The organism is Mycobacterium sp. IDR2000157661 (genome assembly GCF_022317005.1).
In the GTDB taxonomy this organism is placed as follows: domain Bacteria; phylum Actinomycetota; class Actinomycetes; order Mycobacteriales; family Mycobacteriaceae; genus Mycobacterium.
Map to the genome: position 1 here is coordinate 4,479,267 of NZ_CP081006.1, position 26,116 is coordinate 4,505,382.

Here is a 26,116-nt window from a genome sequence, read left to right on the forward strand (position 1 = left end):
CTCTTCCTGTTCGGGATTGGTTGAGCCGTGCCGTGCCTTGCCGTGCGCTGGTCGGTCTTCGGGTGTCACGGTTACCCATGACCGACGTGTTCGATGGTAGTTCATGTCGCGGTCCGGGATGTTGTTTGGCCGGCTGCTTTCTTGCGGGCTGTGCGCTTGGCCTTCGGCGCGGCTGGCGGTGGGCTGTCGATGCAGTGGGGGCAGGCGCTTTGTAGTTGGCCGTTGACGGTGATGGCTGTTGCTGCCTGCCGTGTGCATCCTGGTAGCCGCGACTGGCATTCGTAGTTGTCGTGTTCGAGTGTGTCGGTGCGGGCTTTGCGGTTGCCGCGGGTGGTGCCTTCGCCCCATGTGGTCATGGTGTTGTCCTTGTCGGGTGTTGGTGGTAGCGGCGGCGCAGGTGCACGCTTCCGTAAGGCTCTGCGCCGCTTCGGCGACCTTCGCCGGGTCAACGGTGCCGAACTCGTCATCGAGGAACGCGGCGGGGTCGGCGTGTGCGCGCCACACGTCGGAGGGGTCTTTGAGGTGTTCGGCGGCAAGTCTTTCTATCTCGACCGACCGCATCGCGCCGAGTTGCGCGGCGGCTTCCTCGATGGTCGCCTCGGCGTCGCGCAGTTTGGTGCGGTAGTTCGCGCTTTCCTTGCGTAGCTTGCGAACTTCTTCCTCGTACCACTCCATCGTGCGCGGCGGGCGTTCCTCGTCCGGGGTCTCGGGTTCGGTGCCAGGCAGATGGCCGGGCATCACGGTCGGCGACGGTGTGGGGTTGATGGATTCGGTCATGGGGTTACCTCCAGGATTTGGATTTCTAACTGCGGCCAACGGCGGTTACGGACGCCGGTGGTCAAAAATGTGACTGCGGTGAATAGTTCGTCGGGCAGCGTGTAGCCGAGATGCGCCAGCAGTGTGCGTTCGGTGTCGGTGGCGGGCCGTGCGGCGGCGCGTAGGGTGCTCATCCCGGCCCGTGTCAGCACTGTTCGGGCCCGCGTCCTTGCTGCGGCGAGTTCGTCGGGGTCGCTGGTGCCCCACACGGCGGGCGTGTCGAACTGGTGCAATTGGCGGCGTTGGAAGTCGGCGGCTTGCGTCGAGTCCTCGGCGCGCTGAACGTCGTCGGGCAAATACTCGAAGACCAGGATGCCGCGGGGGTCGGTTCCTGCGGCGGCGCGGGCCAACTGCGGGCCGATGGTGTCGGTCATGACTCGTTGCCGAACTGTGTGACTGACTTGCGTGTTTCCTCGAGCTCCTCAACCAGGCGGTCGACTGCGAGATCCTCACCCTGAGTCCCAACGGCCATCGTCGCGAACTGCTCCAAAAGGGCCAGGAACACGACGTGCCAACGCCTGTCGGTGTAGCGGTCGCACCAGAAGTGCTCAAACGTCGCGGCGAAACTCTGGTCGCGGCTGACGTAGCGGTGCACAAGGTCGGCTACGAGGGCGCGCTCCGCGTTAGTCGGTTGTATCGAGTCGAGCACGTCACCGAGACGCGGATCGAGCGGGTCCGGTGGCGGGGTCATGTCCCAGTCGGGCGGATATGAGTTGTTGTCGGTCATGCGTTGTTCCTTTCTGTTGTTCGAGCGGTGCAGTCGTCCCGGTGGTTGCCGTTGGTTGCGTAGTAGGTGCCGCAGCCGGGGCAGAACGTGTTGTTCTTGGCGAGGATTCTCAGGACGCGGGCGGTCTGACCGGGCGTCTCAGCGGTCAAGCCGCCGAGCGGCTGTGCGCCAGTCGCGCCCGTCGCGAGGTGTTGGCGGGACAGGTCCTGCCTGTCTTCTCTGTCAGATTTCGGCGCAACACCGCAACAGTCCTGCTCAACCGTGGTGTCGGGTGTTGCGAGTTGCGCAGGGTCCGGCAGAAGGTCGGACTCATCGGGCAGCTGCTCACCGATAACCCAGCGCGCCGGCTTCCCGCGTTTGTCTTCCAAGTTCCGCAGATACCCGCCCTCGGCGGCCATCCGCACCCGCCTGCTGGCGTTGGACTTATCGAGTTTTAGTTCCTCGGCGATGCTGCGCAGCGTGACGCCTTCCTCGGACGCCAACGCGGCGACCGCGGCGACGGTGTCGCGCACCGTCTTCGGCACGGTCTGTCCGACGCCCTCGGTGATGGTGTCGGCTACCAACTCGCGCACCACCGCATAGTCATCGACGGTTGCAATGATGCGGCCGTCGTCGTCGCGGTCCCGGCTGGCCTGGTGCAGCACCGCATGTGCGCGGATCAGCGCGAGCAGCGAAGCGAAGTCGCGGCGCAACCGCACAGCGACCGGCGCCACCTGTTCGGCGAGCCGCCGCCCGTACGGGATCGTGACTCGATTGTCTTGTTCAGCGAGCCAGCGTTGCAGTTCGTGCCATTCTTCGAGTTCACGCCCGCCGCCGGATTCGGCGGCAATCTCTAGCAGCACCCGCGCTGTCTGTTCGCGTGAATCATCAGTGGCAAGCGACAAAATCCGCGTCTCGTTCTCCGCGTGAACCTGCGTCTTCGTCGTGGTGAAAATCAGGTTCGTCGGACCCTGCTTGACGATTTTCTTCGTGGTGAAACCGCCATCTTTGCCGCGCACGGTGACCGCGTAGTCGATGCGGCCCTCCGACAACAGCGACCGCACGAAGTAGCTCGTCATGTCGTCTTCGACACCCTCACGCAGCGCCGTTATCTCATAGACGATGAGCGTGCGGTGCGCGTACTCCTCCGTCGAATAGACCAGCGCCCGCTCACTCATCGCGGTGAACTCGAGATAGGCGTCGCGTGGGAACATCTTGGCCACCGTCTCAACGGTGTAGGACTTGCCCGACGCCGAATGGCCTTTCACTCCTGCGGATACCTGTTTGTCGAGCAGCCGCGAAGTCAGCACCAGATACAGCGTCTGCGCGAGCCGTTCCTCACCGACCAGTCCCCGCGTTCGTACCTCGGCGGCGACCCGGTCAAGGATTCGCCGCAACAGCGCAAGGGTCGGCACCTCACTTGAACTGGGCTGTTGCGGTGTTGCGCTGTTGTCCGGGGGGATATAAAGCAGCGTGTCGTCGGGTGGCGTTGCGCCGGTTAGACCTTCAAGGAATCCGCTCACAGTTCACCGCCCCGAAGCGCGGCGAGCCGGTCAGCGCAGTCGCGCACCTGGGCGGCGGCTTGTGCCGCCAACGGTGCGAGGTCGGCCTCCGCGGACGACTCAGCGGCCGATTGCAGAGCCGCACCGGCCGATTCGGTGAGCCGACGCAGCCGTTCGGCGACCGCCGCAGCGGCGTAGTGGCGCGCCGCTGAGCCGCAGGCACCCGCCGTCGTCGCCGACGCCAACGTGACACCTAGTTGCCGGTCGAGCTTGCCCTCACGGCGCAACTCATCAGCGACCAACTGCGGGGACGGCGGCACACCCGCGGCCGACAGACGGCGCACCGCCGAAAGAATTGGCGACAACGGCCAATCAACGTCGTCGTCGGACACGTGCGCCAACACCGTGCACGCCTCAGCGGGCGTCGAGTACAGGAGCGCCGCGATAAGGAGCTCAGCTACGCCGGGCGGGGGACCGATGGGGCGAATTTGTTGTGCTGTACTCATGCCGCCGACACCGCCTCGCTGCGGAGGTGACGCCAACAAACCGCTCCGGCAAGCCGAGACACGCTGCGATGCGCCCATACTCTGCGCCGGCAGCGTCGGCACCGAACGGTAGTATCTGTTGTGCGGGTGGTGGTGACATCTGCTAGGTCCGGGCCTTCTGCGGAGGCCCGGACTTCTATTTGCGGCGGCTGCTCAGCGAGTCTGCATGTCACGACGCACCGCCGATTGGCTGCATTGAGGCGTCGATTTCGTCGATGCGGAGGCGGATCAACCGGTTACCGGAGCGGTATCCACGCAGACGGCCATCGGCGATCATGGCGCGGACAGTTCGGTCTGTTACGCCGAGGTACTCGGCGGCTTGGAGGATGGTGACATATCGGTGCCGTATGGGGTCAGGCATGTGCGTCTCCCAGGGAGCGCGAGAGTGCGGAGTTCGTGAGCGCATATCGCCGCCGTCCGCACTACACGGGCACTGCGATTCGCTGCTCGACGTAACTCCACCGGGGAGACGCGCTCAGGCCACCTGGACCGTAAACGCCCCTTTCGGTTGACCGCCTGGGTCGCACCTACTCGGGTAAGCAGTGGCTAGTTTACTCAGCTTTCCGCAGTTTTCAGCTTGACCGCGCCGGGTCGGCGTGTCGCTTCGCGAAGAGGCAAACGCTCAACCATTCGCCAGTTTGGATAGCAGCGCGGCGATTTCGCGGTCGCGTCCTTTTGCGCGGTGCTGGTATCGCATCGCTGCGGCGGGAGTTGAATGCCCGAGTCGCGCCATCAGTTCGGCCAACGTCGCGCCGGTTGCTGCGGCGAGGACAGCGCCGGAGTGACGTAGGTCGTGCCAGCGGAGGTCAGGGCGCTTGGCTTTACTGCGTGCTGTGTAGAAGCGGCGATACAACGTGGCCGGTGCGAGGTGCCCGCCGTGCGCGGCCGGGAACAGCAGCCCGTCAGGCTCTTTGGCGACGAACCGCTTTAGGTGGTCCGCGAGCGCGGGCAGCAGGTGGGGCGGTATCGCCACGTCGCGGACGCCGGCCTCAGACTTTGGTGTGGTCACTTGGAAGCCGTCATCTGTGCGGACTACTGCGCGCTCGACGCGGACAACTTCGTCGGTGAAGTCAATGTCGCGGCGGCGCAACTCGGTGAGTTCGCCGAACCTCAGCGCGCACCACGCGGCCAGCAGCACCATTGCGCGGTATTGCTCGGGCATCTCAGCGGTAATCACTTCTATTTCGTCGAGCGACGCAGGTCGGATCTTGTGTACTCGCTTGGCGTTGCCTGCCCCGCGAATCACGCACGGGTTCGCGCTGATTTTTCCGTCGCTGGCGGCGGTACCCATGATGGTGCGCAACAGCCCGTAAGCGTGCGCCCGCAGCGTGGGGGTTTTCTTGCCTAGTTTGGCGTGCCAGTCGCGCACATCGTCGGCGGTGATTGATGCGATGGGCCTCGAACCGAGTTTGGGGAGTATGTGGTCGTCTAGCAGCATCCGGTAGTGCTCATGCGTGCGCGGTTTCAGGTCACGGTTTTCTAGCCAGCGGTCGGCGTAGGTTCGCAAAGTCAATTTCGGCTGGGGTGTCTCGTCGGCCTCGGGCGGTACCCACGATTTGCGAATGATTTCGGACTGCCGCAGCGACAGCCACCCGCGAGCGTCCTTCTCCGTCAGGAACGTCCTAGGTGCCGAATACCGGCGCCCATCGGGGCCGCGGTACATCGCCCGGTACCGGCCGCTGGGGAGCTTGTGGGCGGTACCGAACGCGCCGCGCTTCTGCGGCTTTCGGCCTTCTCCTCGCACCACTGCGATACCTCGCTGAATACTGGCGTGAACTCGTGAACTCGTTGTGAGCTAACGAAACTGTATCAACTTTCCGCGAGATTCCGCGTGACTGCGCTACACTGTGTCGGGTCAGGGCAGGTAGATCCACTATTTGCGCTGGTCAACCCACAACTGCTAGCAAACTGATTGAACTGGTTCAATCCCAGTATCGCGCACCAGCATTGCCGCACGTCTGGGCTGGTCGACCGAATGCTGACCGCGTGTGAGTGTCGCAAGGCGACCCGGGGAACTCGGGAGCGCGGCGTAGGGGGTCATGTTCGCGTTCGGTGATCGACGGTCGCTACTGACGATGGAAGCCATTGGCGGCGTTGAGGCCGTCGGCCACCCGTCTCTTGTCGAAGATGGCCGACAGTCATATACCAGGTCTGTCGACCACCGCTGCCCCCGCCAGCAGAGACACTGACGGGGGCAGGTGGCGTCTTGTAGCTCGCGGAGTTACACGCGCCCGGTGGGATTCGCCGGCCCGGCACCCGTGGGGCCAGTAGCTGTGGTCCCAGAAACGCCACGGGTGGCGGGATAGTCGGCGTCCTTGCGCCGCTTCAGTCCGAGCAGCCCGAGCAGGCCGAGCAGGCCCGCGAGACCCCACAGGCCGTTGTCACCGCCGTCGTCCTCTGTCTCGGCCTGAGCGACGGTCGTGGTCGTTGTCGCCGGCGCGGGCGCGCTCAACTCGGTGGCATTGGCGACCCCAGCACCGCCGAACAGCAGCACCAGAGTGGTGGCCGCGGTCGCAACTGTCTTCTGCATGTCGTGCTCCTTCTAGTATGGGAAGCGATAAGCCTCGAGGCTGGTGCTGAACCCGCCGACTCGCGTTGCTCTATTGCCAATGCGTGCGCAGCTAAACCACAGCTTCAGTCGCTGCATTGGGATGGTGGACGAAACCGCACGTCATGCCGGTTGTGTGACAGTTCCCACACGGCTGGCCATGAGCAGCCAGCAATCGATGCGGAAACGGTGCGCGGGAGGGGGGAGCAATCTGCATACTTGAGCTGTGGAGAAACTTCCGCCGACCAGAATGGAAGGCTTCGCGCCGGAATCAGACACCGGCACCGACGGGGTCGCCCCGGGGCCGCTGGACAAGGCGCTGCTGGGTGGCCTACCCCAACGAGTGGGTCGCTTCGAGTACCGCTACGACACCGACACTTGGACGTGGTCAGACACGGTCGCACGGATTCACGGATACGAACCCGGCGAGGTCGAACCGACCACCGAGCTCGTATTGAGCCACAAACACCCCGACGACCTCGAACTGATCAAGGGATTGCTGAACCGTTCGTCAGCACCGTTCGCCGGGCGACACCGCATCATCACCAACTCCGGGAAGACGCGTCGAGTGGTCGTGGTGGGTGAGATAGTGACCGACAGCAGCGGCGAGGTGGAGGCCACCCGCGGCTTCTACATCGACGTGACGGCCGCCGTCGAACAGGATGTGCAGGACTCAATCGGACACAAACTTGACGACATCGTGGCCCACCGGGCAGTCATCGAGCAGGCCAAGGGCATGTTGATGTTGGCCTACGACATCGACTCCGACGCTGCATTCGACGTGTTGCGGTGGCGTTCCCAAGAGCTGAACATCAAACTCAATGAGGTCGCCAAGACTCTGGTAGAGGAAATGCCGCGACTCTCGGACATGCGAGCGAAGCCGGGAAGCCGAATCGATCACTTCTTGCTCACCCTGGAAAACGAGCACACCTGCCGTGGTCGTAACGCGCTCGACGGGTGACTGAGGGTCGAGCCACGCACCCTGCGACCACAGCCGCTTCTCTTCGGGTTTGCACGGGGCATTCTCAGCTCACTCTCGGACTGCATTCGTACCGTCTTCTGTAACGGCCCGCCGCTTGTGTTCCCCCGACGGCGGCGGGCCGCCCTCCATCGCCGCGAACGACGGCAGATCGCTGACGACTTGACGTCAAGGCAGGAATCAGGGATACCCCTAGCGTCCGCGGAAGGGGAACTCGCCGTGCGGCTTGCGGTTCGACAGGGCGTTGGGCTGAGGCGAAAACACCCGTCCCTCGCGCCCCACCTACTAGGCTCAGGCAAACACCGAAAACGGGGTGTCACGACCAAGGGGTGAAGTCATGCTTCGCGAAGTTCTCGTCACCGCAGCGATCGCCTGCGCCGCCTCCGCATGTGCTACCCCGCTCGCCTCCGCCGACCCCGAGACCGACTACCCGGATACGCCGGGCCGTTACGCCACCGATGTGCCGGGCATCGTCTACGACGCCCACCTCGCCGGGCCCTGCACCAACATGGAGCGGTTCACGTTCGGCCGCGGCCCCGGAGGCGAAGTGCTGCAATGCCGCTGGATCGCAAACCAGTGGCCACCCGTCTACACCGGCTTCTGGGTCGCCCACTATCAGCTGTACGGCGTTCAGGAAATCGGAGCGCCGTGCCCCAAGCCGCAGTCGGCCGCTCAGGCCCCCGACGGACGACCGTTGCTGTGCCTCGGGGAGCGCGGCTGGCAGCCCGGATTGTTCACTCGCGAGGGATTCTTCCCGAGATAGGCGGGTTCAGTGGCGAAGCGTCTCGCTCGGAGGCGTTCCGAACGTGCGCTTATAGACACTGCTGAACCTGCCCGCATGGGTGAACCCCCAGCGGCCCGCGATCGCCATCACGGTGTCCACGCGCGGGTCGGCCGTCTGCAGTTCGCGGTGTGCGCGCTCCAGCCGCACCCGGCGCAGGTATTCGAGCGGCGTCGCGCCCAGGTGGCGGCGGAACGCATACTGCACCGAACGCGGAGTCAGGTTCACCGACGCCGCGATGTCACCCAGCGTGATGTCGTGGTGGGCGTTGTCGTGGATGAAGTCGATCGCCCGACGCAGGGCCGTCGGCTGCGTTCGGGGGGACTGGACGTGATTGCGCATTCCGTCCCTCAGATACCCCTACTGCACAGCCCGAAAACGGATCTCGCCAAGCTCCACACCCCGAGAGGATTTGCCCGTGACCGATCGCATCGAGGTCCACCGCACCCTTGCCGCGCCGGCGTCCGACATCTTCGCGGTGTTGTGCGACCCCCAGGGACACGTCGCGATCGACGCCACCGGCATGCTGCAGGACGCCACCGGCAGCGTGGTCCGCGCCGTCGGTGACAGCTTCATCGTGCACATGGACCGTGAAGCACTGGGTGACTTTCCGCTCGGCAAGTACGACGTGACCGTGTCCATTCGTGAATACCAGCAGGACCGGCTCATCGCATGGACGATCACCGGCCAGATCAAGCCGCAGATCGGCCACGTCTACGGCTATCGACTCGACCCCGCCGACGACGGCACCGTGGTCACTTCGTTCTACGACTGGTCCGACATCGACCAGCACTGGCGTGATGCCGGCATCTTCCCGGTCGTCTCCGAGGGAGCGCTACGCGCAACGCTGGGCATATTGGACCGCACCGTCCGGCGTGGCTACCCCGCCGCGCCAACCCACGGTTGACGGCGGCGAAACGTCAACCTAAAGTTGACGCCATGACGCAACCCGCCAAGATCACCAACCCGGTCCGCCTTGACGACCTGATCGACGTGATCAAGACGGTGCACTCCGAACCCCTCGATCAACTCACCGACGCGGTGCTGGCCGCGGAGTCGCTCGGCGAGATCGCCGACCACCTCATCGGTCACTTCGTCGACCAGGCCCGGCGCTCGGGAGCCTCCTGGACCGACATCGGCAAGTGCATGGGCGTCACCAAACAGGCCGCTCAGAAGCGGTTCGTTCCCAAGGCACCCGGCGCCGACGCGCTGGACCCCAACGCCGGGTTCGGCCGCTTCACCCCCCGCGCCCGCAACGTCGTCGTCGACGCGCAGAACCGGGCCGCCGAAGCCGGCAACACCGAGATCACCCCCGCGCACCTGCTGTTGGCGGTGTTCGCCGACCCCGACGCGCTCGCGGTCAGGCTGCTGGCCGGACAGGGCGTCGACGCCGACGCCGTATCGGAAACGGTGAGCCTGCCGGCCAGGGCCGACGGAGACGTGCCCGCGCTGATCCCGTTCGACGGCGCCGCCAAGAAAGTCCTCGAGTTGACGTTCCGGCAGGCTCTGCGCCTGGGCCACAACTATGTGGGCACCGAGCACATCCTCGTCGCCCTGCTGGAGGCCGAGGAGGGCGACGGTCCACTGCACCGCCTCGGCGTCGACCGGGACCGCTTCGAAGCCGACCTGGCTGCCGCGCTGGAACCGTTCACGAAGGGCTGATCTCACATCAGGTGACGCCGCGACGTCTACCAGGATGTGAAGGTGCGCCCATTCGAAGAGGTGGTGGCCGAGTACGGGCCGACGGTGCTGCGGGTGTGCCGCGCGGTGGTCGGCCCCGTTGACGCGGAGGACGCCTGGTCGGAAACCTTCCTGTCGGCCATGCTCGCCTATCCGGACCTGCCCGCCGACGCCAATGTCGAGGCTTGGCTGGTCACCATCGCCCACCGCCGTGCCATCGATGTCAGCCGGGCCCGCTCGCGGCGGGCGGCGCCCACCGACACCATGTCCGATGTCCCCGCGCTGCAAGCGGATCCGGCCGGACACGACCAGGACCTGTGGGAAGCACTGTCGCGGCTGCCCACGAAACAGCGCCACGCGGTGGCCTACCACCACGTGGCCGGCCTGCCGTTCGCAGAGATCGCGAAGCTGCTCGGCAATTCGCCCGACGCCGCCCGCCGCGCCGCAGCCGACGGCATCAAGACGCTACGCAAGACCTACCCGAAGGATCAAACATCATGAGTGTCAACATCTTCGACGATCTGCACGCCGACGGCCGCACGCTGGCGCGGCTGCACCGGCGGCTGGAACGGCAGGCCGACGAGGCCGGTGTCCTCGATGTCGCCTACCGCACCGTCGACTCGCCCGTCGGCCCGCTGCTGTTGGCCGCCACGCCCGCGGGACTCGTGCGCGTCGCCTACGGCGTCGAGGACCACGACGCCGTGCTCGCCCGGCTAGCGACGACCGTCAGCCCGCGCATCCTGCGGGCACCCGACCGCCTCGACAACGCGGCGCGGCAACTCGACGAATATTTCGCCCGGCGCCGCACCTTCTTCGACGTCCCGGTTGATCTGCGGCTCGCCAACGGTTTCCGGCGCAGCGTCATCGAGCATCTGCGCGAGATCGGCTACGGGCGCCGCGAAAGCTACGCGGCGGTGGCCGCGGCCGTCGGCCGTCCACGCGCCGTTCGCGCGGTGGGAACCGCCTGTGCGCACAACCCCCTTCCGGTGGTGATCCCGTGCCACCGGGTGGTGCGTTCCGACGGCTCGACGGGCCGGTATGTGGGCGGAGCGCGGGCCAAGTCGACGCTGCTCAACCTCGAGGCGGCGGCCTGACGGAGCCTTCGACGCGGAGCATGGCCCGGGAAGCGGCTGTAACGCGTTTCAGTCTGTGCGATCATTCCGGGATGCGCCGCTGGTTCGTGCTCTTCGTCGCCGCGATGGCGACCGTCGCCGGAATCTTGGCCGCGCCCGCATCGGCCGCGAACGCGCCGATCGGCCGGCTGGGTGACACGCTGCAGGTGAAGTTCGAAGGGCTGATCGCCGATATCACCGTCCACGCCGTGGATCCCTCCCCTGTCCCACCCGGATTCGGCTATCCCCCGCGTCCTCCGCGCAACCAGGTGTGGCGCGCCTGGGTCTCCGTGCATTCGATCCAGGTTCCGACGCCGTATGCGCAAGCGATCACCTACAGCTTCCGCGGTGTCACCGCGACCGGCGACGCCTACGAGCCACGAAACACCGACGCACCCGACGCCCTGCAGCACGCGCTGACAAACGCGCCGGCGGGGTCGACGGTCAGCGGCGCGGTGTTCTGGGACTGCTACCGCGACCTGGTGTCCAACGTGGTGCTGATCGACAAGATCACCGGTGAGCACCTCGCGCAGTGGAACATGTGAGCGCCGTTGGGCGTTGACGTCGCCCCGGCCACCGACGCCGATCTCGCCGAGCTGGCCGACGTCGCCGCCCGCACCTTCCCACTTGCCTGCCCACCGCGGGTGACGCCGGAGAACATCGCCGCCTTCGTCGAGGAGAACCTGTCCCCCGACCGGTTCCGCGGCTACCTGGCCGACCCCGCCCGCGCAGTCCTGGTCGCGCGCGCGGAAGGCCGAATCGTGGGCTACGCCATGCTGATTCGCGGTGTCCCCGACGACGATGACGTACAGCGCGCCGTCACGCTGCTGCCTTCGGTCGAGGTGTCGAAGATGTACGTGCTCCCCGACAGCCACGGTGCAGGCGCATCGGCGGCGATGATGACCGCTGCCGTGCAGTGGGCACGCGAGTCCGGCGCGGCCTCCGTCTGGCTGGGCGTCAACCAGCAGAACCTGCGCGCACAGCGGTTCTACGCCAAGCACGGCTTCGCCGTCGCGGGAAACAAGACCTTTCGGTTGGGCGCCGGCGTCGAGCAGGACTACGTGATGGTGCGGACTCTGTAGCGTGCCGAAGGCTGAGGCTGTGCAGCCTCACGCCCCCGGGCGCGCCAAGGCGAGCAACCGCGACGTCGCGCGCAGGTACTTCTTGCGAAAGCCACCGGCGAGCATCTCGTCGCTGAACACCGTGTCGAGCTTGGCGCCCGAAGCCACCACCGGGATGCCGGCGTCGTAGAGCCGGTCGGTCAACGACACCAGGCGCAGCGCCACGTTCTGGTCGTCGAGCGGGTGCACCCCGGTGACGAACACGGCGCTCACCCCCTCGATGAGCGCCAGATATCGCGACGGGTGCATGGTGGCCAGATGCGCGCAGAGCGCGTCGAAGTCGTCCAGCGTCGCACCCGTCACCTGCCGCGCCCGTTCGGCGACTTCGGCGTCGCTGGGCGGCTCGGGGGCCGGCGGCAGGTCACGATGCCGATAGTCGGGTCCGTCGATGCGCACGGTCTCGAAGATGGCGGCCAGGGTGTGGATCTCACGCAGAAAGTCCTGGGCGGCGAAGCGGCCCTCCCCCAGCTGCTCGGGCAGGGTGTTCGACGTCGCGGCCACCGACACGCCGCGCTCGACGAGCGCCGACAACAGCCGCGAGATCAACGTCGTGTTGCCCGGGTCGTCGAGTTCGAACTCGTCGATGCACACCACCACGTACCCGGCGAGCAGGTCGATGCACTCCGCGAAGCCGAAAATGCTTGCCAATTGGGTCAATTCGCCGAAGGTCGCGAATGCCGACGGGGCGGCGCACGCCGCACTGACCGCGTAGTACGACGACGCCAGCAGGTGGGTCTTGCCGACGCCGAAACCGCCGTCGAGATAGAGCCCGACACCGGGCAGCACCTGTCGGCGGCCGAACAACTTCTTCCTGCCCAATCGGCGTTCGACGGCCTGATCGCAGAACCGCACGCAGGCCTGCACCGCCCCCGCCTGCGACGGCTCGTCCGGATCGGGAATGTAGGTGTCGAAGCCGACCTCGGCGAAAGTCGGTGGCGGAACCAACTGGGCGATCAACCGTTCCGGGGTCACGTTCGGATGCCGATCGGTCAGATGCGCCACTGCGCCGGACCCGTGCATGCAGGCACCCTAACGGCGTGCTGCAATCGTGTTCATGCCCGATACGGCCCCCGCGATCCAGTTCACGGTGCTCGGGCCGGACGGCCCGCCGGTCGAGGTCGCCGACCCTCGGATCGCCGACTTCTACGCCTACCCCGACGGGCTGCAGGCCTGCTGGGTGCGCGGCAACATGATCGCCAGCGTGGACGGCGGAGCCACCGCCGACGGCAAGACCGGCGACCTCGGCGCCGCGGGCGACCGCTTGGTGTTCGACCTCATGCGCCACGCCACCGACGTCATCCTGGTCGGCGGCGCGACCGTGCGCACGGAGAACTACTCCGGCGCCCAGGTGCCCGTCGCGCTGCGGCGCGCCCGCCAGGGCCGCGGGCAGTCCGAGGTGCCGCCCATCGCCGTCATCACCCGCTCCGGCAACCTCGACCCCGACACCCTGTTCTTCACCCGGACCGAGGTGCCGCCGCTGGTCTTCACCTGCACCGAGTCCGCAGGCACCGCCCGGGCGCGCCTGGGTGAGGTCGCCGACGTGATCGATGCGTCGGGCCCGGCGCCCGACGAGGTGGACGGCGACACGGTGCTGAAGATCCTGTCCGAGCGCCGGCTGTACCGGGTGCTCAGCGAGGGTGGCCCGGCGATTCTGGGACTGCTTATCCGCGCCGGTCTGCTCGACGAGCTGTGTCTGACCGTGGCGCCGTTCCTGGTGGGCGGCGCCGCCGCGCGCATCGCAACCGGCCCCGGTGAGGTGCTCACCCGGATGCGGCCGGCACACGTGCTCACCGACGACGACGGCTACCTGTACACCCGCTACGTCCGGAGCCGCTGAGCCGCACATCAGTACTGTGGTCGGCATGAATCGGCGTCTTCAGCTGGTCCGGGCGCTGAGCCTGGGAACGGTCGTGGCGGTCCTCACCGCGTGCGCGCCCGGTCTGGCCGCCAATCCGCGGTTCGCCACCGATTCCGGGGCGGGCCCCCAGGGTGAGCCGCCGTCGGCCCAACCGGCCGCGGGCCCGCCCCCGGTCGAGGCGCCGAAGAACGACCTGGCCTGGAGCGACTGCACGACCCGGGTGTTCAGCGATGCGGCCATCCCGACGATCCCCGGCGTCACCCTCGACTGCGCCAGCTACGACGCCGACCTGGATTCGATCAACGGCGCGACCGGCACGGTGAGCATCGGAGTCGTGCGGGCGCGCGGGCCGCAAACCCCCGCGGACGCCGGGCCGCTGGTGATGACGACAGGGTCGGACCTGCCCTCGTCGGTGCAACTGCCGGTCTGGCTGTCGCGTTCGGGCACCGACATGCTCGCCACCCACCCGGTCGTGGCCGTCGACCGGCGCGGGATCGGCATGTCCGGCGACCTGGACTGCCGCGACCTGTTCGACCGCCAGGAGATGCTCGACCAGGCGCAGTTCCAGGCCGGCGACGACCCCGTGGCCAACCTGTCCGCCATCGCGCAGACCGCGACGACCAATTGCACCGACATGATCGCTCCCGGCGACTCCGCGTACGACAACGCCCACGCCGCCGAGGACCTCGAACGGTTGCGCAGCACCTGGGACGTGCCTGCGCTGGCCCTGCTCGGTGTCGGCAACGGCGCGCAGGTGGCGCTGGCCTACGCGGGATCGCATCCCAACAAGGTCGCGCGCCTGGTGCTCGACTCACCGTTGCCGTTGGCCATCGCCGCCGAGGCCGCAGCCGAACAGCGCGTCAAGGGCGAACAGGCCGCCCTGGACGCCTGGGCCGCTCAGTGCGCCGCCACCGGTTGCCCGTTGGCCCCCGATCCGAAGGGCGCGGTCGACGCCCTGCTCTCGGCCGCCCATGAGGGCCGCGGACCCAACGGCGCATCGGTGGCCACAGTGGCCAACGCGATCGCGACGAGGCTGGCCTATCCACTCGGCGACCGCGTGCAGACCGGCAACACGCTGGCCGCCGCGGTGGCCGCCGCTCGGTCCGGTGATGCCGGCCCGTTCACCGATCTGATCGTCGAGGCCGAGAACCTGCGCTTCACCGACGGCCAGTTCGTCAACCGGTGCAGCGACTCGCTGAACCGCCCGACACCGGACCGGGTCCGCGAATTGGTGGTGGCCTGGGACAGGCTCTATCCGCAGTTCGGCGCCGTCGGGGCGCTGAGCCTGGTCGATTGCCTGAGCTGGCCCAGCGGCACCCCGCCGCAGGAGCCGCAGAACCTCGAGATCCCGGTGTTGCTGCTGGGCACCCAGAACGACCCGATCGTCGGCAACGAGGGCGTCGCCGCGGTCGCGGCCACGGTGATCAACGCCGGATCAGCGAACCGCCGGGTGATGTGGCAGGGCATCGGCCACGGAGCCTCCATCTACTCGCCGTGCGCGCTGCCGCCGGTGATCGGGTATCTGGAGTCGGGCAACCTGCCCGAGACCGACACGTTCTGCCCGGCCTGACATCCTGCCCTGAAGGGGTCGGGTACCGTGCGGTCGTGCGCGATCTTGTCTTGACCGCTTTCCGGCCCCGCACCTCCCCGCCCGGCGTCGCGACGGTGTTGCGCTCGATTCTGTGGCCGCTGGCGATCCTGTTCATCATCCACCGCAGCTACGTGCTGGCGACCAACGGCTACATCACCGACGACTACGGACCCGTCTATCGCGCCGTCGTGAACTTCAAGATGGGCTGGGACATCTACAACGAGCACTTCGATCACGTCGACCCGCACTACCTCTACCCGCCGGGCGGCACTCTGTTGATGGCGCCGTTCGGGTATCTACCCGTCGACGCGTCGCGGTACTGGTTCATCACGTTCAACACGATCGCGATGGTGCTGGCCGCCTACTTCCTGGTGCGCCTGTTCGGCTACGGCTTCCGGTCGGTGGCGTTGCCCGCCCTGCTGGCGGTGATGTTCTGCACCGAAAGCGTGATCAACACCCTGGTGTTCGGCAACATCAACGGCGTCCTGCTGCTGATGGAGGTGTTGTTCTTCCGGTGGCTGCTCGACCGCGACAAGAAACACGAATGGTGGGCCGGCATCGCGATCGGCCTGACGCTGGTCGTCAAACCCCTTCTGGCCCCGCTGCTGTTGCTGCCCCTGCTCAACCGCCAATGGCGTGCGCTGGCGAGTGCGTTCGCGGTGCCGCTGGTGTTCAACGTGGCGGCGTGGCCGTTGATCAGCGATCCGATGAGCTTCATCACGCGCACGATCCCCTACATCCTGACGACCCGCGACTACTTCAACAGTTCGATCGCCGGCAACGGCATCTACTACGGCCTGCCGACATGGCTGATCCTGTTGCTGCGCATCGGTTTTGCCCTCCTCGCCGGCTACACCCTGTGGCTGCTCTACAAGTACTACCGGACCCGCGACCCGTTGTTCTGGATGCTCACCTCCTCAGGCGTGGTGCTCACCGCGTCGTTCCTGGTGCTCTCGTTGGGCCAGGGCTACTACTCGATCGCGCTGTTCCCGTTCCTGATGACGGTGGTGCTGCGCAACTCGGTGCTGCGCAACTGGGTGGCGTGGGTGGCGATCTACGGGTTCATGAGCGCCGACCGGTGGCTACTCGGGCACTGGCCGTCGACGGGCCGCTTCCTGGAGTACATGAAGATCACCTACGGCTGGGGCCTGATGCTGGTCGTGGTGTTCTCGGTGCTGTACTTCCGCTACCTCGACGCCAAGGCCGAGAGCCGCCTCGACGACGGTATCGACCCCGTGTGGATGAAAGAGCAGGAACCGTCGGCGCCCGCGAAACCCGTCGCGCCGCCGATCAGCTGAGTAGCGATGCGTGCCGCCGAACGCCGCTAACGTGGAACCATGACGACACCGGGTCCCAAGTTGCAGCTCACCGACGACGAGTGGCGCCAGAAGCTCACGCCCGAGGAGTTCGCGGTGTTGCGCCAGGCCGGCACCGAGCGCCCGTTCACCGGCGAGTACACCGAGACCAAGACCGAGGGTGTCTACGAGTGCCGCGCCTGCGGGGCCGAACTGTTCCGCAGCACCGAGAAGTTCGAGTCGCACTGCGGCTGGCCGTCGTTCTTCGATCCTGCCGACAGTGACGCGGTGATCCTGCGGTCCGACGACTCGCTGGGAATGCGCCGCGTCGAGGTGCTGTGTGCCAACTGCCACAGCCATCTCGGCCACGTCTTCGAGGGCGAGGGCTACCCGACGCCGACCGACAAGCGGTACTGCATCAATTCGATCTCACTGCGGCTGGTTCCGCCGGCGTCGTGATCGCTCGGCCGCGAGCGAGAACTCGTGGCTGCGCATCTGTCACGATCGCGACCAGGAATGCTATCTCGGCGCCCGTGTCGTCCGGTTATCCCGGATAGACGGCGAACTCCGCCCGATCCGCGGTGTCGGCCACGCACTGGAACAGCAGCGGCGCGGTCATCGCGTTGCCGGAGTAGCACGTGAACGGCCCTATCACCTGGTACTTGTCGCCGTAGAGGTCGTACTGGGCGGCGAAATCCGACGCCGTGAGGCAGTCGATGTCGCCGGCGGTGATCTCGATGAGTTGGCCCGCGCGTGGCGGACATTGAAAGCCGTTCTGCGCCTGCGCGACGCCGACACATCCCCCCACTAGGGCGGCGGTCGACATCGCGGCGCCGGCCCATGCCGTCATGTTCATCCACTCATGATGAGCGCCGGCGCCGCTGTCGGCGTGGTGTTCGGGCAAACTGCCTCAGGGCAACCGCTCGATCAACTGCTCGGCGCTCACGCGCGGGCCGGTGAAGAACGGCGTCTCCTCACGGACGTGGCGGCGGGCGTCGGTGGCGCGCAGATCACGCATCACGTCGACGATGCGATGCAGTTCGGGCGCCTCGAACGCCAGGATCCACTCGTAGTCGCCGAGCGCGAACGCCGGCACCGTGTTGGCCCGCACGTCCTTGTACCCCCGCGCGGCCATGCCGTGTTCGGCGAGCATGCGACGACGCTCGTCGTCGGGCAACAGGTACCAGTCCAGTGAGCGCACGAACGGATACACACAGATGTAGTTGCCGGGCTCCTCGCCGGCGAGGAACGCCGGGATGTGGCTCTTGTTGAACTCGGCGGGCCGGTGCAGCGCGACGTTGCTCCACACCGGCGTGCTCGCCCGGCCCAGCGCCGTGGTGCGGCGGAAGTCGGCGTAGGTGGCCTGCAGCGCCTCGACGGTCTCGGCGTGCGTCCAGATCATGAAATCGGCGTCGGCGCGCATCCCCGCGATGTCGTAGAGGCCGCGGATCACCACACCCCGCTCCTCCTGGTGCTTGAGGAAGGTCGCGGTCTCGTCCACGGCGGCCGCGCGCCCCTCTCCGTCCTGGCCGAGCTGCCCTGGCCGCACCGAGAACACCGAGAACATCAGGTAGCGGATGGTGGCGTTGAGCGTGTCGTAGTCGAGCTTGGCCATGGGTCTATCGTGCCACGCGCGAGGTCACCAACGAGGCCGCTGCCCTGGTGGCCGCCGAGACGCAGGCGGGCACGCCGATGCCGTCCAGATAACCGCCCGCAACGGCGATGGTCGGCGGCAGCCCGGCGCGCAGATCGGTGACCAGCTCGGCGTGCGCGGGCCCGTACTGGGGCATGGCGTCGATCCAGCGCTGCACCCGGCAGTCGACGGGTTCGGTGCTGACGCCGAACAGGGTGTCCAGGTCCTGCGCCGACCATTCGAGCAGGTCCTCGTCGCCCGCGCTGGACGCCAGATCGTCACCGAAGCGGCCGAACGACAGTCGCACCAGTTCGACGTTGCCGCGCCGGCCCCACTTGCGCGTCGTCAGCGTGATCGCCTTGGCCCGCAGGCGTTCGCCGCCGGCCACCAGCACACCGGACTGCTGGGGCAGCGGGGTGCCGCCGGGCAACGCCAACGCCACCAGTGCGGTTGACGCGACGGGGATGCGGCGCGCTGCCGCAGCAGTCCTGGGAGCGATGTCGGCGACCAGCCGCGCCAGCCGCGGCGCGGGTACGGCCAGCACCACCGCGTCGGCGTGGTGGCGGGTGCCTTCATCGTCGACCAGTTGCCAGCCGGTCGCGCCGCGGTCCACCCGTTCGACGGCCACCTGCAACCAGCGCACACCTGCGCGCCGCACCAGTTCGTCGACCAGCACCGAGTAACCGCCCTCGACCGCGCCGAACACCGACCCCGTGCTCGGCGGCGCCGCCGTTGCCAATGCCTCACGCACCGCCTCGGTGAGGTTGCGCGCGCCCCGGTCCAGCACCACCGTCAGGGTCGGGATCGCCGAGCGCACCCCGATCGTGGCCGCCGAACCGGAGTAGACGCCCATCAGCAGCGGCTCCACCGATCGGGCCACCACCTGGGGGCCGAAGCGGTCACCGACGAGTTCGGCCACCGACGGGTCGGCGCCGGGTCGCCATGAGAAGGGCCGGCGAGGTTCGTCGCGTATGCGCGCGATCGTCGCGTCGTCCACCAGTCCGGCCAGTGCCGTCGGCTGCGCCGGAAGGCCCTGCAGCGTGCCTGCGGGCAGCGGGTGCAGCGCCGCCTGGCTGTAGATCAGCGGCCGCGCGCCCGTCGTCCCCACCTGCCTGTCCGCCAGCCCGAGTTCGGCCAGCAGCGCGGGCACCTCCGGTCGCCGCGCGACGAAAGCCTCCGCCCCGACGTCCATGGGCTGGCCGCCGATTCTCTCGGTGCGCAACACCCCGCCCAGCCGGTCGGCGGGGTCGAACAGCGTGATCGACGCGTCCGGTCCGGCGGCCACCCGCAGGCGATATGCGGCCACCAGACCCGAAATACCACCGCCCACAACGCAATAGGAGACAGTCATAGCGAGTGCACCAACGCCACCAGGTCGGTGATGATGTCGGGATCGGTGCCGGGCAGCACCCCGTGACCGAGGTTGAAGACGTGTCCGGCCGCACCGGCGTCGACCGCACGGCGACCCTCGTCGACGACGGTGCGCGCGGCCTTCTCGGCCACCGCCCAGCCGGCCAGCAGCACGACCGGATCGAGGTTGCCCTGAAGCGCCACGCCGGCCTGCACCCGGGCGGCGGCGTCGGGCAGCGCCGTGCGCCAGTCCACGCCGACGACGGCCGGGGCGCCGTGCCCGCAGGCGGCCTGCGACATCACGCCCAGCAGTTCGGCGGTACCCACCCCGAAGTGGGTCATCGGCACGCCCGCCGACGCCAACGAGGCGAACACCCTGGTGCTGTGCGGCAGCACATGGCTGCGGTAGTCGGCCAGCGAGAGCGTGCCGGCCCACGAGTCGAACAACTGGATCGCGTCGACTCCGGCGTCCACCTGGGTCTGCAGGAACGCGATCGTCACGTCGGTCAGCGCCGTCATCAGCGCGTGCCAGGTGTCGGGTTCGCCGAGCATCATCGCCTTGGTGCGCTCGTGGTTGCGGCTGGGCCCGCCCTCCACCAGATAGGAAGCCAGGGTGAACGGTGCCCCTGCGAACCCGATCAGCGGCACGGCGCCGAGTTCGGACACCAACATGCTCACCGCCTCGGCCACCGCCGCCACCTGCTCGCGCTGCAGCGGTTGCATCGCCTGCACATCGGCCAGGGTGCGAATCGGGTTCGCGATCACCGGGCCGACGTCGGGCACGATGTCGAGGTCGATTCCCGACGCGCGAAGCGGCACCACGATGTCGGAGAACAGGATCGCGGCGTCCACGCCGTGCCTACGGACGGGCTGCAGCGTGATCTCGGTGATCAACTCGGCGTCGAAGCAGGCCTGCATCATCGTGTTCTTGGCCCGCAAGGCGCGGTACTCGGGTAGCGAGCGGCCGGCCTGCCGCATGAACCACACCGGCACGCGGCCGGGTTTGCGGCCGCCTGCGGCGGCCAGGTAGGGCGACTCGGGCAGGTCACGGCGGGTGTTCATCGTCTTCAATGCTGCCATGCCGATGCGGCGGCCCCCGTCACGCCTCGGGCGATCGGATGCGGCGGAGAATCGGCGCGCCACGCGCACAGACCTGCCCGAATCCGCTAGCGTCAAATGTCGTGACCACCGCCGAACCGGCTCAGTTCCGCGAAGCGGTGGCGGCGATGAATGCCACCACCGTGCGACCGGAGATCGAGCTGGGTCCGATCCGCCCGCCGCAGCGGCTGGCACCGTACAGCTATGCGCTGGGCGCCGAGGTCCGCCACCCCGAGACGGCTATCGTCCCGGAGCGCTCGGAGGGTGACGCGTTCGGACGGCTCATCCTGTTGCACGATCCCGAAGGCGCCGAGGCGTGGGACGGCACCATGCGGCTCGTCGCCTACGTCCAGGCCGACCTGGACTCCAGCGAGGCCGTCGATCCCCTGCTGCCCGAGGTGGCATGGAGTTGGCTGGTGGACGCCCTCGAGCAGCGGGCCGAGCACGTCACCGCGCTTGGCGGCACCGTCACGGCCACCACGTCGGTGCGCTACGGCGACATCTCGGGTCCGCCGCGCGCCCACCAGCTCGAGCTGCGGGCGTCGTGGACCGCGACGACGCTCGAACTCGGGCCGCACGTCGAGGCGTTCTGCGAGGTGCTCGAACACGCGGCCGGCCTGCCGCCCACCGGGGTGACCGACCTGAGCTCCCGCACCCGCGCCTGACGATGCCCGAGGCAACCGAACCCGAGCACTCCCAGGCTGACCCGCCCGAACCCGCTGAACCCGAGGCCACACCGCTGCTGGCCCCGCGCGACGGCGTGCCCGCCCTGTCGGTCAGCTCCAGCGAGATCCACCGAGCCGCGGAGCTTCTCGACTCCGGGCACGGGCCCTTCGCGGTCGACGCCGAGCGCGCGTCGGGGTTCCGGTACTCCAACCGTGCCTACCTGGTGCAGATCCGGAGGGCCGGCGCAGGGACCGTCCTGATCGACCCGGTCAACCACGGCGGCGATCCCGTTGCCACCTTGGCACCGGTCGCCGAGGTGCTGGCCACCGACGAGTGGGTACTGCACGCCGCCGATCAGGATCTGCCGTGTCTGGCCGAACTCGGCATGCGGCCGACCAAGCTGTACGACACCGAGTTGGCCGGTCGGCTTGCCGGCTATGACAAGGTCAACCTCGCCGCGATGGTGCAGCGCCTGCTGGGCCTGCAGTTGACGAAGGGGCACGGCGCCGCCGACTGGTCCAAGCGGCCGCTGCCCGACGAGTGGCTGAACTACGCCGCTCTGGACGTCGAGGTGCTGATCGACCTGCGTCACGCCGTCGCGGCCGTGCTCGAGGAACAAGGCAAAACCGACTGGGCGGCACAGGAATTCGAGCACTTACGCACCTACGTGGCGCCACCGACCCGGCGCGACCGTTGGCGACGCACCTCGGGCATCCACAAGGTCCGCGACCAGCGTGCCCTTGCGGCGGTGCGCGAGATGTGGACCGCCCGCGACACCATCGCCCAGCGCCGTGACATCGCGCCGGGCCGAATCCTGCCCGACGCCGCGATAGTCAACGCCGCCACCGTCGACCCCGACACCGTCGAACAGCTGACCGCTCTGCCGGTCTTCGGCGGCTCCCGGCAGCGCCGCAGCGCCAGGGTGTGGCTCGACGCGCTGGCGCGGGCCCGGACCACGCCGGACCCGCCGACGATCCATGAGCCGCCGAACGGTCCGCCGCCTGCGTCCCGCTGGGCCCGACGCAAGCCGGAGGCGGCCGTCCGGCTCGAAGCGGCGCGTGCGGGACTTGTACAACTGTCGCAACGGGTTTCGACTCCCGCGGAAAATATTCTGGCGCCTGACACCGTGCGCCGGCTGTGCTGGGACTGGGAGCCCGTCGACGACCGTGCAGGCGTCGTCGAGGCGTTCCTACGCAATGCGGGCGCGCGTCAGTGGCAGCGCGAGTTGACGGTGCCGGTGCTGGCCGGTGCGCTGGCCGCTGCCGACGCGAAGGTCCAGACCGGCGAACAGACCTGAACCGAGCCGACACGCGCGCCGGCCGGGATCAGTCGAGGCGCTCGCTGATCTCGCTCTCGCTGGCCTCGCCGACGGAGCTGCCCTGTGCGGCCACCCAGCCGGTGATCTGACGGGCGATGTTGCGATCGGTGAGCCCGACCTCGGCCAGCACCTCACCGCGTGAGGCGTGCGCGAAGAACTCCTGCGGCAACCCGACGTCGCGACACGGCACATCGACCTCGGCGCGCCGCAGTGCCGCCGACACGGCGGACCCGACGCCCCCGTTGACGCCGTTGTCCTCGAGCGTCACCACGAGTTTGTGTGCGCGCGCAAGGCCGATCAGCGCCTCGGGGACGGGCAGCACCCAGCGCGGGTCGACGACAGTCACACCGATGCCCTGGTTGCGCAGCAGCTCGGCCACCGACAGTGCCATGGCCGCGAAGGGCCCGACCGCCACCAGCAGGACGTCGTCGGACAGGTCGTCGCCGGGGACGGCGAGCACGTCGACACCGCCGCGGCGTTCGACGGCCGAGATGTCCTCGCCCACGTCGCCTTTGGGGAAGCGGATTGCGGTCGGACCGTCGTTGACGTCGAGCGCCTCGCCGAGTTCCTCTCGCAGGCGCGCGCCGTCGCGCGGGGCGGCGACCCGCATGCCCGGCACGATGCTCAGCATCGACAGGTCCCACATGCCGTTGTGGCTGGCGCCGTCCGGGCCGGTGACACCGGAGCGGTCCAGCACCATGGTGACCGGCAGTCGGTGCAGCGCGACGTCCATCATCAGCTGGTCGAAAGCGCGGTTCAGGAACGTCGAGTAGATCGCCACGACCGGGTGCAGGCCGCCCATCGCCAGGCCGGCCGCTGAGGTCATCGCATGTTGTTCGGCGATGCCGACGTCGAAGAACCGGTCAGGGAAGCGGTCCCGGAACTTCGTCAGCCCCGTCGGACCCGGCATCGCGGCGGTGATCGCGACCACGTCTCGCCGCCGGGCCGCGTAGCCGATCAATGCGTCGGAGAAGGCCGAGGTCCACCCGGGTCCTGGAATGGACGTCGCCAGACCGGTCTCGGGGTCGATGACGCCGCACGCGTGCATCTGGTCGGCCTCGTCGTTCTCCGCGGGCGCGTATCCCATGCCCTTGCGGGTGACGACGTGCACGATCACCGGCATGTTGAAGCCACGGGCGTGTCGCAGCGCGGACTCGACCGCCTGCTCGTCGTGGCCGTCGATGGGGCCGACATACTTCAGGCCCAGGTCGGTGAACATCACCTGCGGCGACAGCGCGTCCTTGATGCCGGCCTTCATGCTGTGCATGAACTGGTAGCAGATCTCGCCGATGAGCGGGACCCCGCGCACGGCCTTACGGCCCTCTTCGAGAACGCGCTCGTATCCCGGCTGCAGCCGCAGCGCGGCCAGATGTTCGGCGAAACCGCCGATCGTGGGCGCATAGCTGCGGCCGTTGTCGTTGACGACGATGACGACCGGGCGGCGCGCCGCGGCGATGTTGTTGAGAGCCTCCCAACACATGCCGCCGGTCAACGCGCCGTCACCGACGACGGCGACCACGTGGCGGTTGCGGTGCCCGGACAGCTCGAAGGCCTTGGCCAGCCCGTCGGCGTAGGACAGCGCCGAACTGGCGTGGCTGGACTCCACCCAGTCGTGCTCGCTCTCCTCGCGGGAGGGATAGCCCGACAGACCGCCCTTCTTGCGTAGCGAGTCGAACTCGTGGCTGCGACCGGTGAGCATCTTGTGCACGTAGGACTGATGTCCGGTGTCGAAGATGATCGGATCGTGCGGCGAGTCGAACACCCGGTGCAGCGCGAGCGTGAGCTCGACGACGCCGAGGTTCGGGCCGAGATGCCCGCCGGTTGCAGCGACCTTGTGAATCAGGAACTCGCGAATTTCGCGCGCCAAATCGCTCAGCTGCGACTGTGTCAGGTGCTGCAGATCAGCGGGACCGCGGATCTGTTCAAGCATTCCGTCAGTCTACGCACGCATATCGTGGTCAGTCGTCTCGAGACTGGTAGACGTCGGGCACACCGTCGCGGTCCGAGTCGAGGGTCTCCTGCTCTTCGATGGCGCGATAGTGCCTGTTGCGCATGCGTAACAGCACTGCTGCGCAGGCGGCGGCGAGCAGCGAGCCGGCAAGCACTCCGACCTTCACGAATTCGTCACGTTCTGTGCCCTGCCCGTACGCCAGATCACCGATCAACAGCGACACCGTGAACCCGATGCCTGCCAGCATCGCGATGCCCAGCACGTCGACCCAGCGCAACGCCTGGTCCAGTTGGGCCCGCGTGACGGCGGACAGGATGCGGGTGGTGAGAAAGATGCCGACCGGCTTGCCCACCACCAGCCCGAGCACGATGCCGAGGGTGATCGGGTCCGTCATCGCCCGGGTGAGCCCGTCCAGCCCGCCGATGTGCACCCCGGCGGCGAAGAAGGCGAAGATCGGCACGGCCACGCCCGCCGACAGCGGACGCAGTCGGTGCTCGAAGTGCTCGGCGAGCCCGGGACCGGCCTCGGGACCGCCCGCGGCGGCCGAACGCAGCACCGGCACGGCGAACCCGAGCAGCACCCCTGCCACGGTCGCATGCACACCGGACTCGTGCATCAGCACCCACGTCGCGCCCGCCAGGGGCAGCAGCAACCACCAGGACTGAATCCGGCGCTGCACACAGAACGCGAATAGCGCCAGCGGGACGAAGGACAGCAACAGTGCCGTCGAATTGATGTCGTCGGTGTAGAAGACGGCGATCACGGTGACGGCGAGGAGGTCGTCGACGACGGCGAGGGTCAACAGGAAGGTGCGCAGCGCCGCCGGCAGGTGGGTCGAGATGACCGCGAGCACCGCGACGGCGAACGCGATGTCGGTAGCCGTCGGGATGGCCCACCCCCGCGTCGCGCCGTCACCGACGTGGGCCGTCACCGCAACGAAGATCAATGCGGGCGCCACCATTCCGCCGACAGCCGCCGCGATCGGCATGGCCGCGCGGCTGGGGTCGCGCAGATCGCCGGCGACGAATTCGCGCTTCAACTCCAGACCGACGACGAAGAAGAAGATCGCCAACAAGCCGTCGGCCGCCCACGTGCCCAGGCTCAGTTGCAGATGCAGACCGAACGGCTCACCGCCGACCTTCAGATCGCGCAGCGCGAAGTATGTCTCCGACCACGGCGAGTTCGCCCACACCAGGGCCACCGCCGACGCGACCAGCAGCACGGCGCCGCCGACGGTCTCCTTGCGCAGGATCGACGACACCCGCCGGGTCTCCGCCCACGAACCGCGGGCGAGCAGACCGCGCTGGGCGAGTCTGCGGATGGGGTTGTCGGTCATGGGCTGCCTTGGAGGAGTCGCGAATGTCGATCAGTACCCGCCGACCAGACTTCCCGGCACACCATTGGGCACCACCCTATTGCATCCGGGCCCGCTCGGCGCTGCGCTGTCGGTCAAGTACGCGCTCACCGGCGATCAACCATCGGCTAACATCTACGGCGGCGCGCCGGGAAGCCTGGTCGGCAACGGTCTGTCGTGCACCCGACTCGGGACGTGCGACAGAGGTCGTC

Annotated in this window: 31 protein-coding genes; 15 read left to right on the forward strand and 16 right to left on the reverse strand. The window is 67.9% G+C overall.

Annotated elements, in window-relative coordinates; all coding sequences use genetic code 11:
* Positions 1-101: 101 nt before the first annotated feature.
* Positions 102-356, reverse strand: coding sequence for a hypothetical protein (locus K3G64_RS22955; RefSeq protein WP_238887527.1), 255 nt, complete (start codon positions 354-356; stop codon positions 102-104).
* Between K3G64_RS22955 and K3G64_RS22960 the strand changes: the two genes are divergently transcribed.
* Positions 349-645, forward strand: coding sequence for a hypothetical protein (locus K3G64_RS22960; protein WP_238887529.1), 297 nt, complete (start codon positions 349-351; stop codon positions 643-645). The two genes, K3G64_RS22955 and K3G64_RS22960, sit on opposite strands and share 8 nt — an antisense overlap.
* Positions 646-773: 128 nt before the next feature.
* Here K3G64_RS22960 and K3G64_RS22965 read toward each other — a convergent pair whose 3' ends face one another.
* The 7 genes from K3G64_RS22965 to K3G64_RS22995 form a co-directional block, all read right to left on the reverse strand.
* Positions 774-1,190 (reverse strand): hypothetical protein, encoded by a 417-nt coding sequence (locus K3G64_RS22965; RefSeq protein ID WP_238887531.1) that lies wholly within the window; start codon positions 1,188-1,190, stop codon positions 774-776.
* Positions 1,187-1,543, reverse strand: coding sequence for a hypothetical protein (locus K3G64_RS22970; protein WP_238887533.1), 357 nt, complete (start codon positions 1,541-1,543; stop codon positions 1,187-1,189). Before K3G64_RS22970 ends, K3G64_RS22965 begins: the two co-directional genes overlap by 4 nt.
* Positions 1,540-2,700, reverse strand: a complete 1,161-nt coding sequence (locus tag K3G64_RS22975; protein WP_238887535.1) for a MarR family transcriptional regulator — start codon at positions 2,698-2,700, stop codon at positions 1,540-1,542. The genes K3G64_RS22970 and K3G64_RS22975 overlap by 4 nt, the downstream gene beginning before the upstream one ends.
* A 341-nt stretch (positions 2,701-3,041) precedes the next feature.
* Positions 3,042-3,530, reverse strand: a complete 489-nt coding sequence (locus K3G64_RS22980) for a hypothetical protein (protein ID WP_238887536.1) — start codon at positions 3,528-3,530, stop codon at positions 3,042-3,044.
* 208 nt (positions 3,531-3,738) lie between these two features.
* Entirely contained in the window at positions 3,739-3,930 is a 192-nt protein-coding gene (locus K3G64_RS22985) for an excisionase family DNA-binding protein (protein ID WP_238887538.1), read from the reverse strand.
* A 261-nt stretch (positions 3,931-4,191) separates the two neighbouring features.
* Entirely contained in the window at positions 4,192-5,316 is a 1,125-nt protein-coding gene (locus tag K3G64_RS22990) for a tyrosine-type recombinase/integrase (protein ID WP_238887540.1), read from the reverse strand.
* A gap of 474 nt (positions 5,317-5,790) precedes the next feature.
* On the reverse strand, positions 5,791-6,099 hold the full coding sequence (locus K3G64_RS22995) for a WGxxGxxG family protein (RefSeq protein WP_238887541.1): 309 nt from the start codon (positions 6,097-6,099) through the stop codon (positions 5,791-5,793).
* Between the two features lie 244 nt (positions 6,100-6,343).
* On the opposite strand from K3G64_RS22995, the gene K3G64_RS23000 reads away from it, so the two are divergent.
* Positions 6,344-7,078 carry a PAS and ANTAR domain-containing protein gene (locus tag K3G64_RS23000; RefSeq protein ID WP_238887543.1) on the forward strand — a complete coding sequence of 245 codons (735 nt, stop codon included), beginning with the start codon at positions 6,344-6,346 and terminating at the stop codon, positions 7,076-7,078.
* A gap of 355 nt (positions 7,079-7,433) precedes the next feature.
* Positions 7,434-7,859, forward strand: coding sequence for a hypothetical protein (locus tag K3G64_RS23005; protein ID WP_238887545.1), 426 nt, complete (start codon positions 7,434-7,436; stop codon positions 7,857-7,859).
* A gap of 6 nt (positions 7,860-7,865) precedes the next feature.
* On the opposite strand, the gene K3G64_RS23010 is transcribed toward K3G64_RS23005, so the two are convergent.
* Positions 7,866-8,219, reverse strand: a complete 354-nt coding sequence (locus K3G64_RS23010) for a helix-turn-helix transcriptional regulator (RefSeq protein ID WP_238887546.1) — start codon at positions 8,217-8,219, stop codon at positions 7,866-7,868.
* 76 nt (positions 8,220-8,295) lie between these two features.
* Here K3G64_RS23010 and K3G64_RS23015 point away from each other — a divergent pair, with 76 nt between their 5' ends.
* The 6 genes from K3G64_RS23015 (at position 8,296) to K3G64_RS23040 (ending at position 11,751) form a co-directional block, all read left to right on the forward strand.
* Positions 8,296-8,784: a polyketide cyclase gene (locus K3G64_RS23015; protein WP_238887548.1), complete on the forward strand. Its 489-nt coding sequence runs from the start codon at positions 8,296-8,298 to the stop codon at positions 8,782-8,784.
* A 32-nt stretch (positions 8,785-8,816) separates the two neighbouring features.
* The gene (locus tag K3G64_RS23020) at positions 8,817-9,539 is read left to right on the forward strand and encodes a Clp protease N-terminal domain-containing protein (RefSeq protein WP_238887550.1); all 723 of its coding nucleotides are present in this window, start codon (positions 8,817-8,819) and stop codon (positions 9,537-9,539) included.
* A gap of 42 nt (positions 9,540-9,581) precedes the next feature.
* A complete protein-coding gene (locus K3G64_RS23025) occupies positions 9,582-10,058 on the forward strand; it encodes an RNA polymerase sigma factor (RefSeq protein WP_238887552.1) in 477 nt (158 codons plus the stop codon).
* Complete coding sequence (locus K3G64_RS23030; RefSeq protein ID WP_238887554.1) at positions 10,055-10,651, forward strand: methylated-DNA--[protein]-cysteine S-methyltransferase; 597 nt, start codon at positions 10,055-10,057, stop codon at positions 10,649-10,651. Before K3G64_RS23025 ends, K3G64_RS23030 begins: the two co-directional genes overlap by 4 nt.
* 71 nt (positions 10,652-10,722) lie before the next feature.
* Entirely contained in the window at positions 10,723-11,214 is a 492-nt protein-coding gene (locus K3G64_RS23035; protein ID WP_238887562.1) for a hypothetical protein, read from the forward strand.
* Between the two features lie 6 nt (positions 11,215-11,220).
* The gene (locus K3G64_RS23040) at positions 11,221-11,751 is read left to right on the forward strand and encodes a GNAT family N-acetyltransferase (RefSeq protein ID WP_238887571.1); all 531 of its coding nucleotides are present in this window, start codon (positions 11,221-11,223) and stop codon (positions 11,749-11,751) included.
* A 27-nt stretch (positions 11,752-11,778) separates the two neighbouring features.
* On the opposite strand, the gene zapE is transcribed toward K3G64_RS23040, so the two are convergent.
* Entirely contained in the window at positions 11,779-12,810 is a 1,032-nt protein-coding gene (gene zapE / locus K3G64_RS23045) for a cell division protein ZapE (RefSeq protein WP_238887572.1), read from the reverse strand.
* Between the two features lie 34 nt (positions 12,811-12,844).
* Between zapE and K3G64_RS23050 the strand changes: the two genes are divergently transcribed.
* From K3G64_RS23050 to msrB, 4 genes are read left to right on the forward strand one after another with little or no spacing between them, the layout of a single operon-like run.
* A complete protein-coding gene (locus K3G64_RS23050) occupies positions 12,845-13,627 on the forward strand; it encodes a pyrimidine reductase family protein (RefSeq protein WP_238887574.1) in 783 nt (260 codons plus the stop codon).
* A 25-nt stretch (positions 13,628-13,652) separates the two neighbouring features.
* Complete coding sequence (locus K3G64_RS23055; protein WP_238887576.1) at positions 13,653-15,218, forward strand: alpha/beta hydrolase; 1,566 nt, start codon at positions 13,653-13,655, stop codon at positions 15,216-15,218.
* Positions 15,219-15,253: 35 nt separating this feature from the next.
* Entirely contained in the window at positions 15,254-16,537 is a 1,284-nt protein-coding gene (aftC, locus tag K3G64_RS23060) for an arabinofuranan 3-O-arabinosyltransferase (RefSeq protein ID WP_238887583.1), read from the forward strand.
* Positions 16,538-16,576: 39 nt separating this feature from the next.
* Positions 16,577-16,993, forward strand: coding sequence for a peptide-methionine (R)-S-oxide reductase MsrB (gene msrB / locus K3G64_RS23065; RefSeq protein ID WP_238887585.1), 417 nt, complete (start codon positions 16,577-16,579; stop codon positions 16,991-16,993).
* 85 nt (positions 16,994-17,078) lie between these two features.
* Here msrB and K3G64_RS23070 read toward each other — a convergent pair whose 3' ends face one another.
* Genes K3G64_RS23070 through hemE form a run of 4 tightly spaced genes read right to left on the reverse strand, consistent with a single transcriptional unit; the run spans position 17,079 to position 20,579 of the window.
* Positions 17,079-17,390 carry a hypothetical protein gene (locus K3G64_RS23070; RefSeq protein ID WP_370647021.1) on the reverse strand — a complete coding sequence of 104 codons (312 nt, stop codon included), beginning with the start codon at positions 17,388-17,390 and terminating at the stop codon, positions 17,079-17,081.
* A gap of 54 nt (positions 17,391-17,444) precedes the next feature.
* Positions 17,445-18,149, reverse strand: a complete 705-nt coding sequence (gene hemQ, locus K3G64_RS23075) for a hydrogen peroxide-dependent heme synthase (RefSeq protein ID WP_238887592.1) — start codon at positions 18,147-18,149, stop codon at positions 17,445-17,447.
* Positions 18,150-18,153: 4 nt separating this feature from the next.
* Positions 18,154-19,518 carry a protoporphyrinogen oxidase gene (locus K3G64_RS23080; RefSeq protein ID WP_238887594.1) on the reverse strand — a complete coding sequence of 455 codons (1,365 nt, stop codon included), beginning with the start codon at positions 19,516-19,518 and terminating at the stop codon, positions 18,154-18,156.
* Complete coding sequence (gene hemE, locus K3G64_RS23085) at positions 19,515-20,579, reverse strand: uroporphyrinogen decarboxylase (protein WP_238887596.1); 1,065 nt, start codon at positions 20,577-20,579, stop codon at positions 19,515-19,517. The genes K3G64_RS23080 and hemE overlap by 4 nt, the downstream gene beginning before the upstream one ends.
* A gap of 164 nt (positions 20,580-20,743) precedes the next feature.
* On the opposite strand from hemE, the gene K3G64_RS23090 reads away from it, so the two are divergent.
* Together K3G64_RS23090 and K3G64_RS23095 are read left to right on the forward strand one after the other, a co-directional pair.
* On the forward strand, positions 20,744-21,280 hold the full coding sequence (locus tag K3G64_RS23090) for a DUF3000 domain-containing protein (RefSeq protein WP_238950952.1): 537 nt from the start codon (positions 20,744-20,746) through the stop codon (positions 21,278-21,280).
* A gap of 2 nt (positions 21,281-21,282) precedes the next feature.
* The gene (locus tag K3G64_RS23095; RefSeq protein WP_238887598.1) at positions 21,283-22,578 is read left to right on the forward strand and encodes a ribonuclease D; all 1,296 of its coding nucleotides are present in this window, start codon (positions 21,283-21,285) and stop codon (positions 22,576-22,578) included.
* A gap of 28 nt (positions 22,579-22,606) precedes the next feature.
* On the opposite strand, the gene dxs is transcribed toward K3G64_RS23095, so the two are convergent.
* Together dxs and nhaA are read right to left on the reverse strand one after the other, a co-directional pair.
* Positions 22,607-24,529 (reverse strand): 1-deoxy-D-xylulose-5-phosphate synthase, encoded by a 1,923-nt coding sequence (gene dxs / locus K3G64_RS23100; RefSeq protein ID WP_238887599.1) that lies wholly within the window; start codon positions 24,527-24,529, stop codon positions 22,607-22,609.
* A gap of 28 nt (positions 24,530-24,557) precedes the next feature.
* Complete coding sequence (nhaA, locus tag K3G64_RS23105) at positions 24,558-25,886, reverse strand: Na+/H+ antiporter NhaA (protein WP_238887601.1); 1,329 nt, start codon at positions 25,884-25,886, stop codon at positions 24,558-24,560.
* Positions 25,887-26,116: the final 230 nt, after the last annotated feature.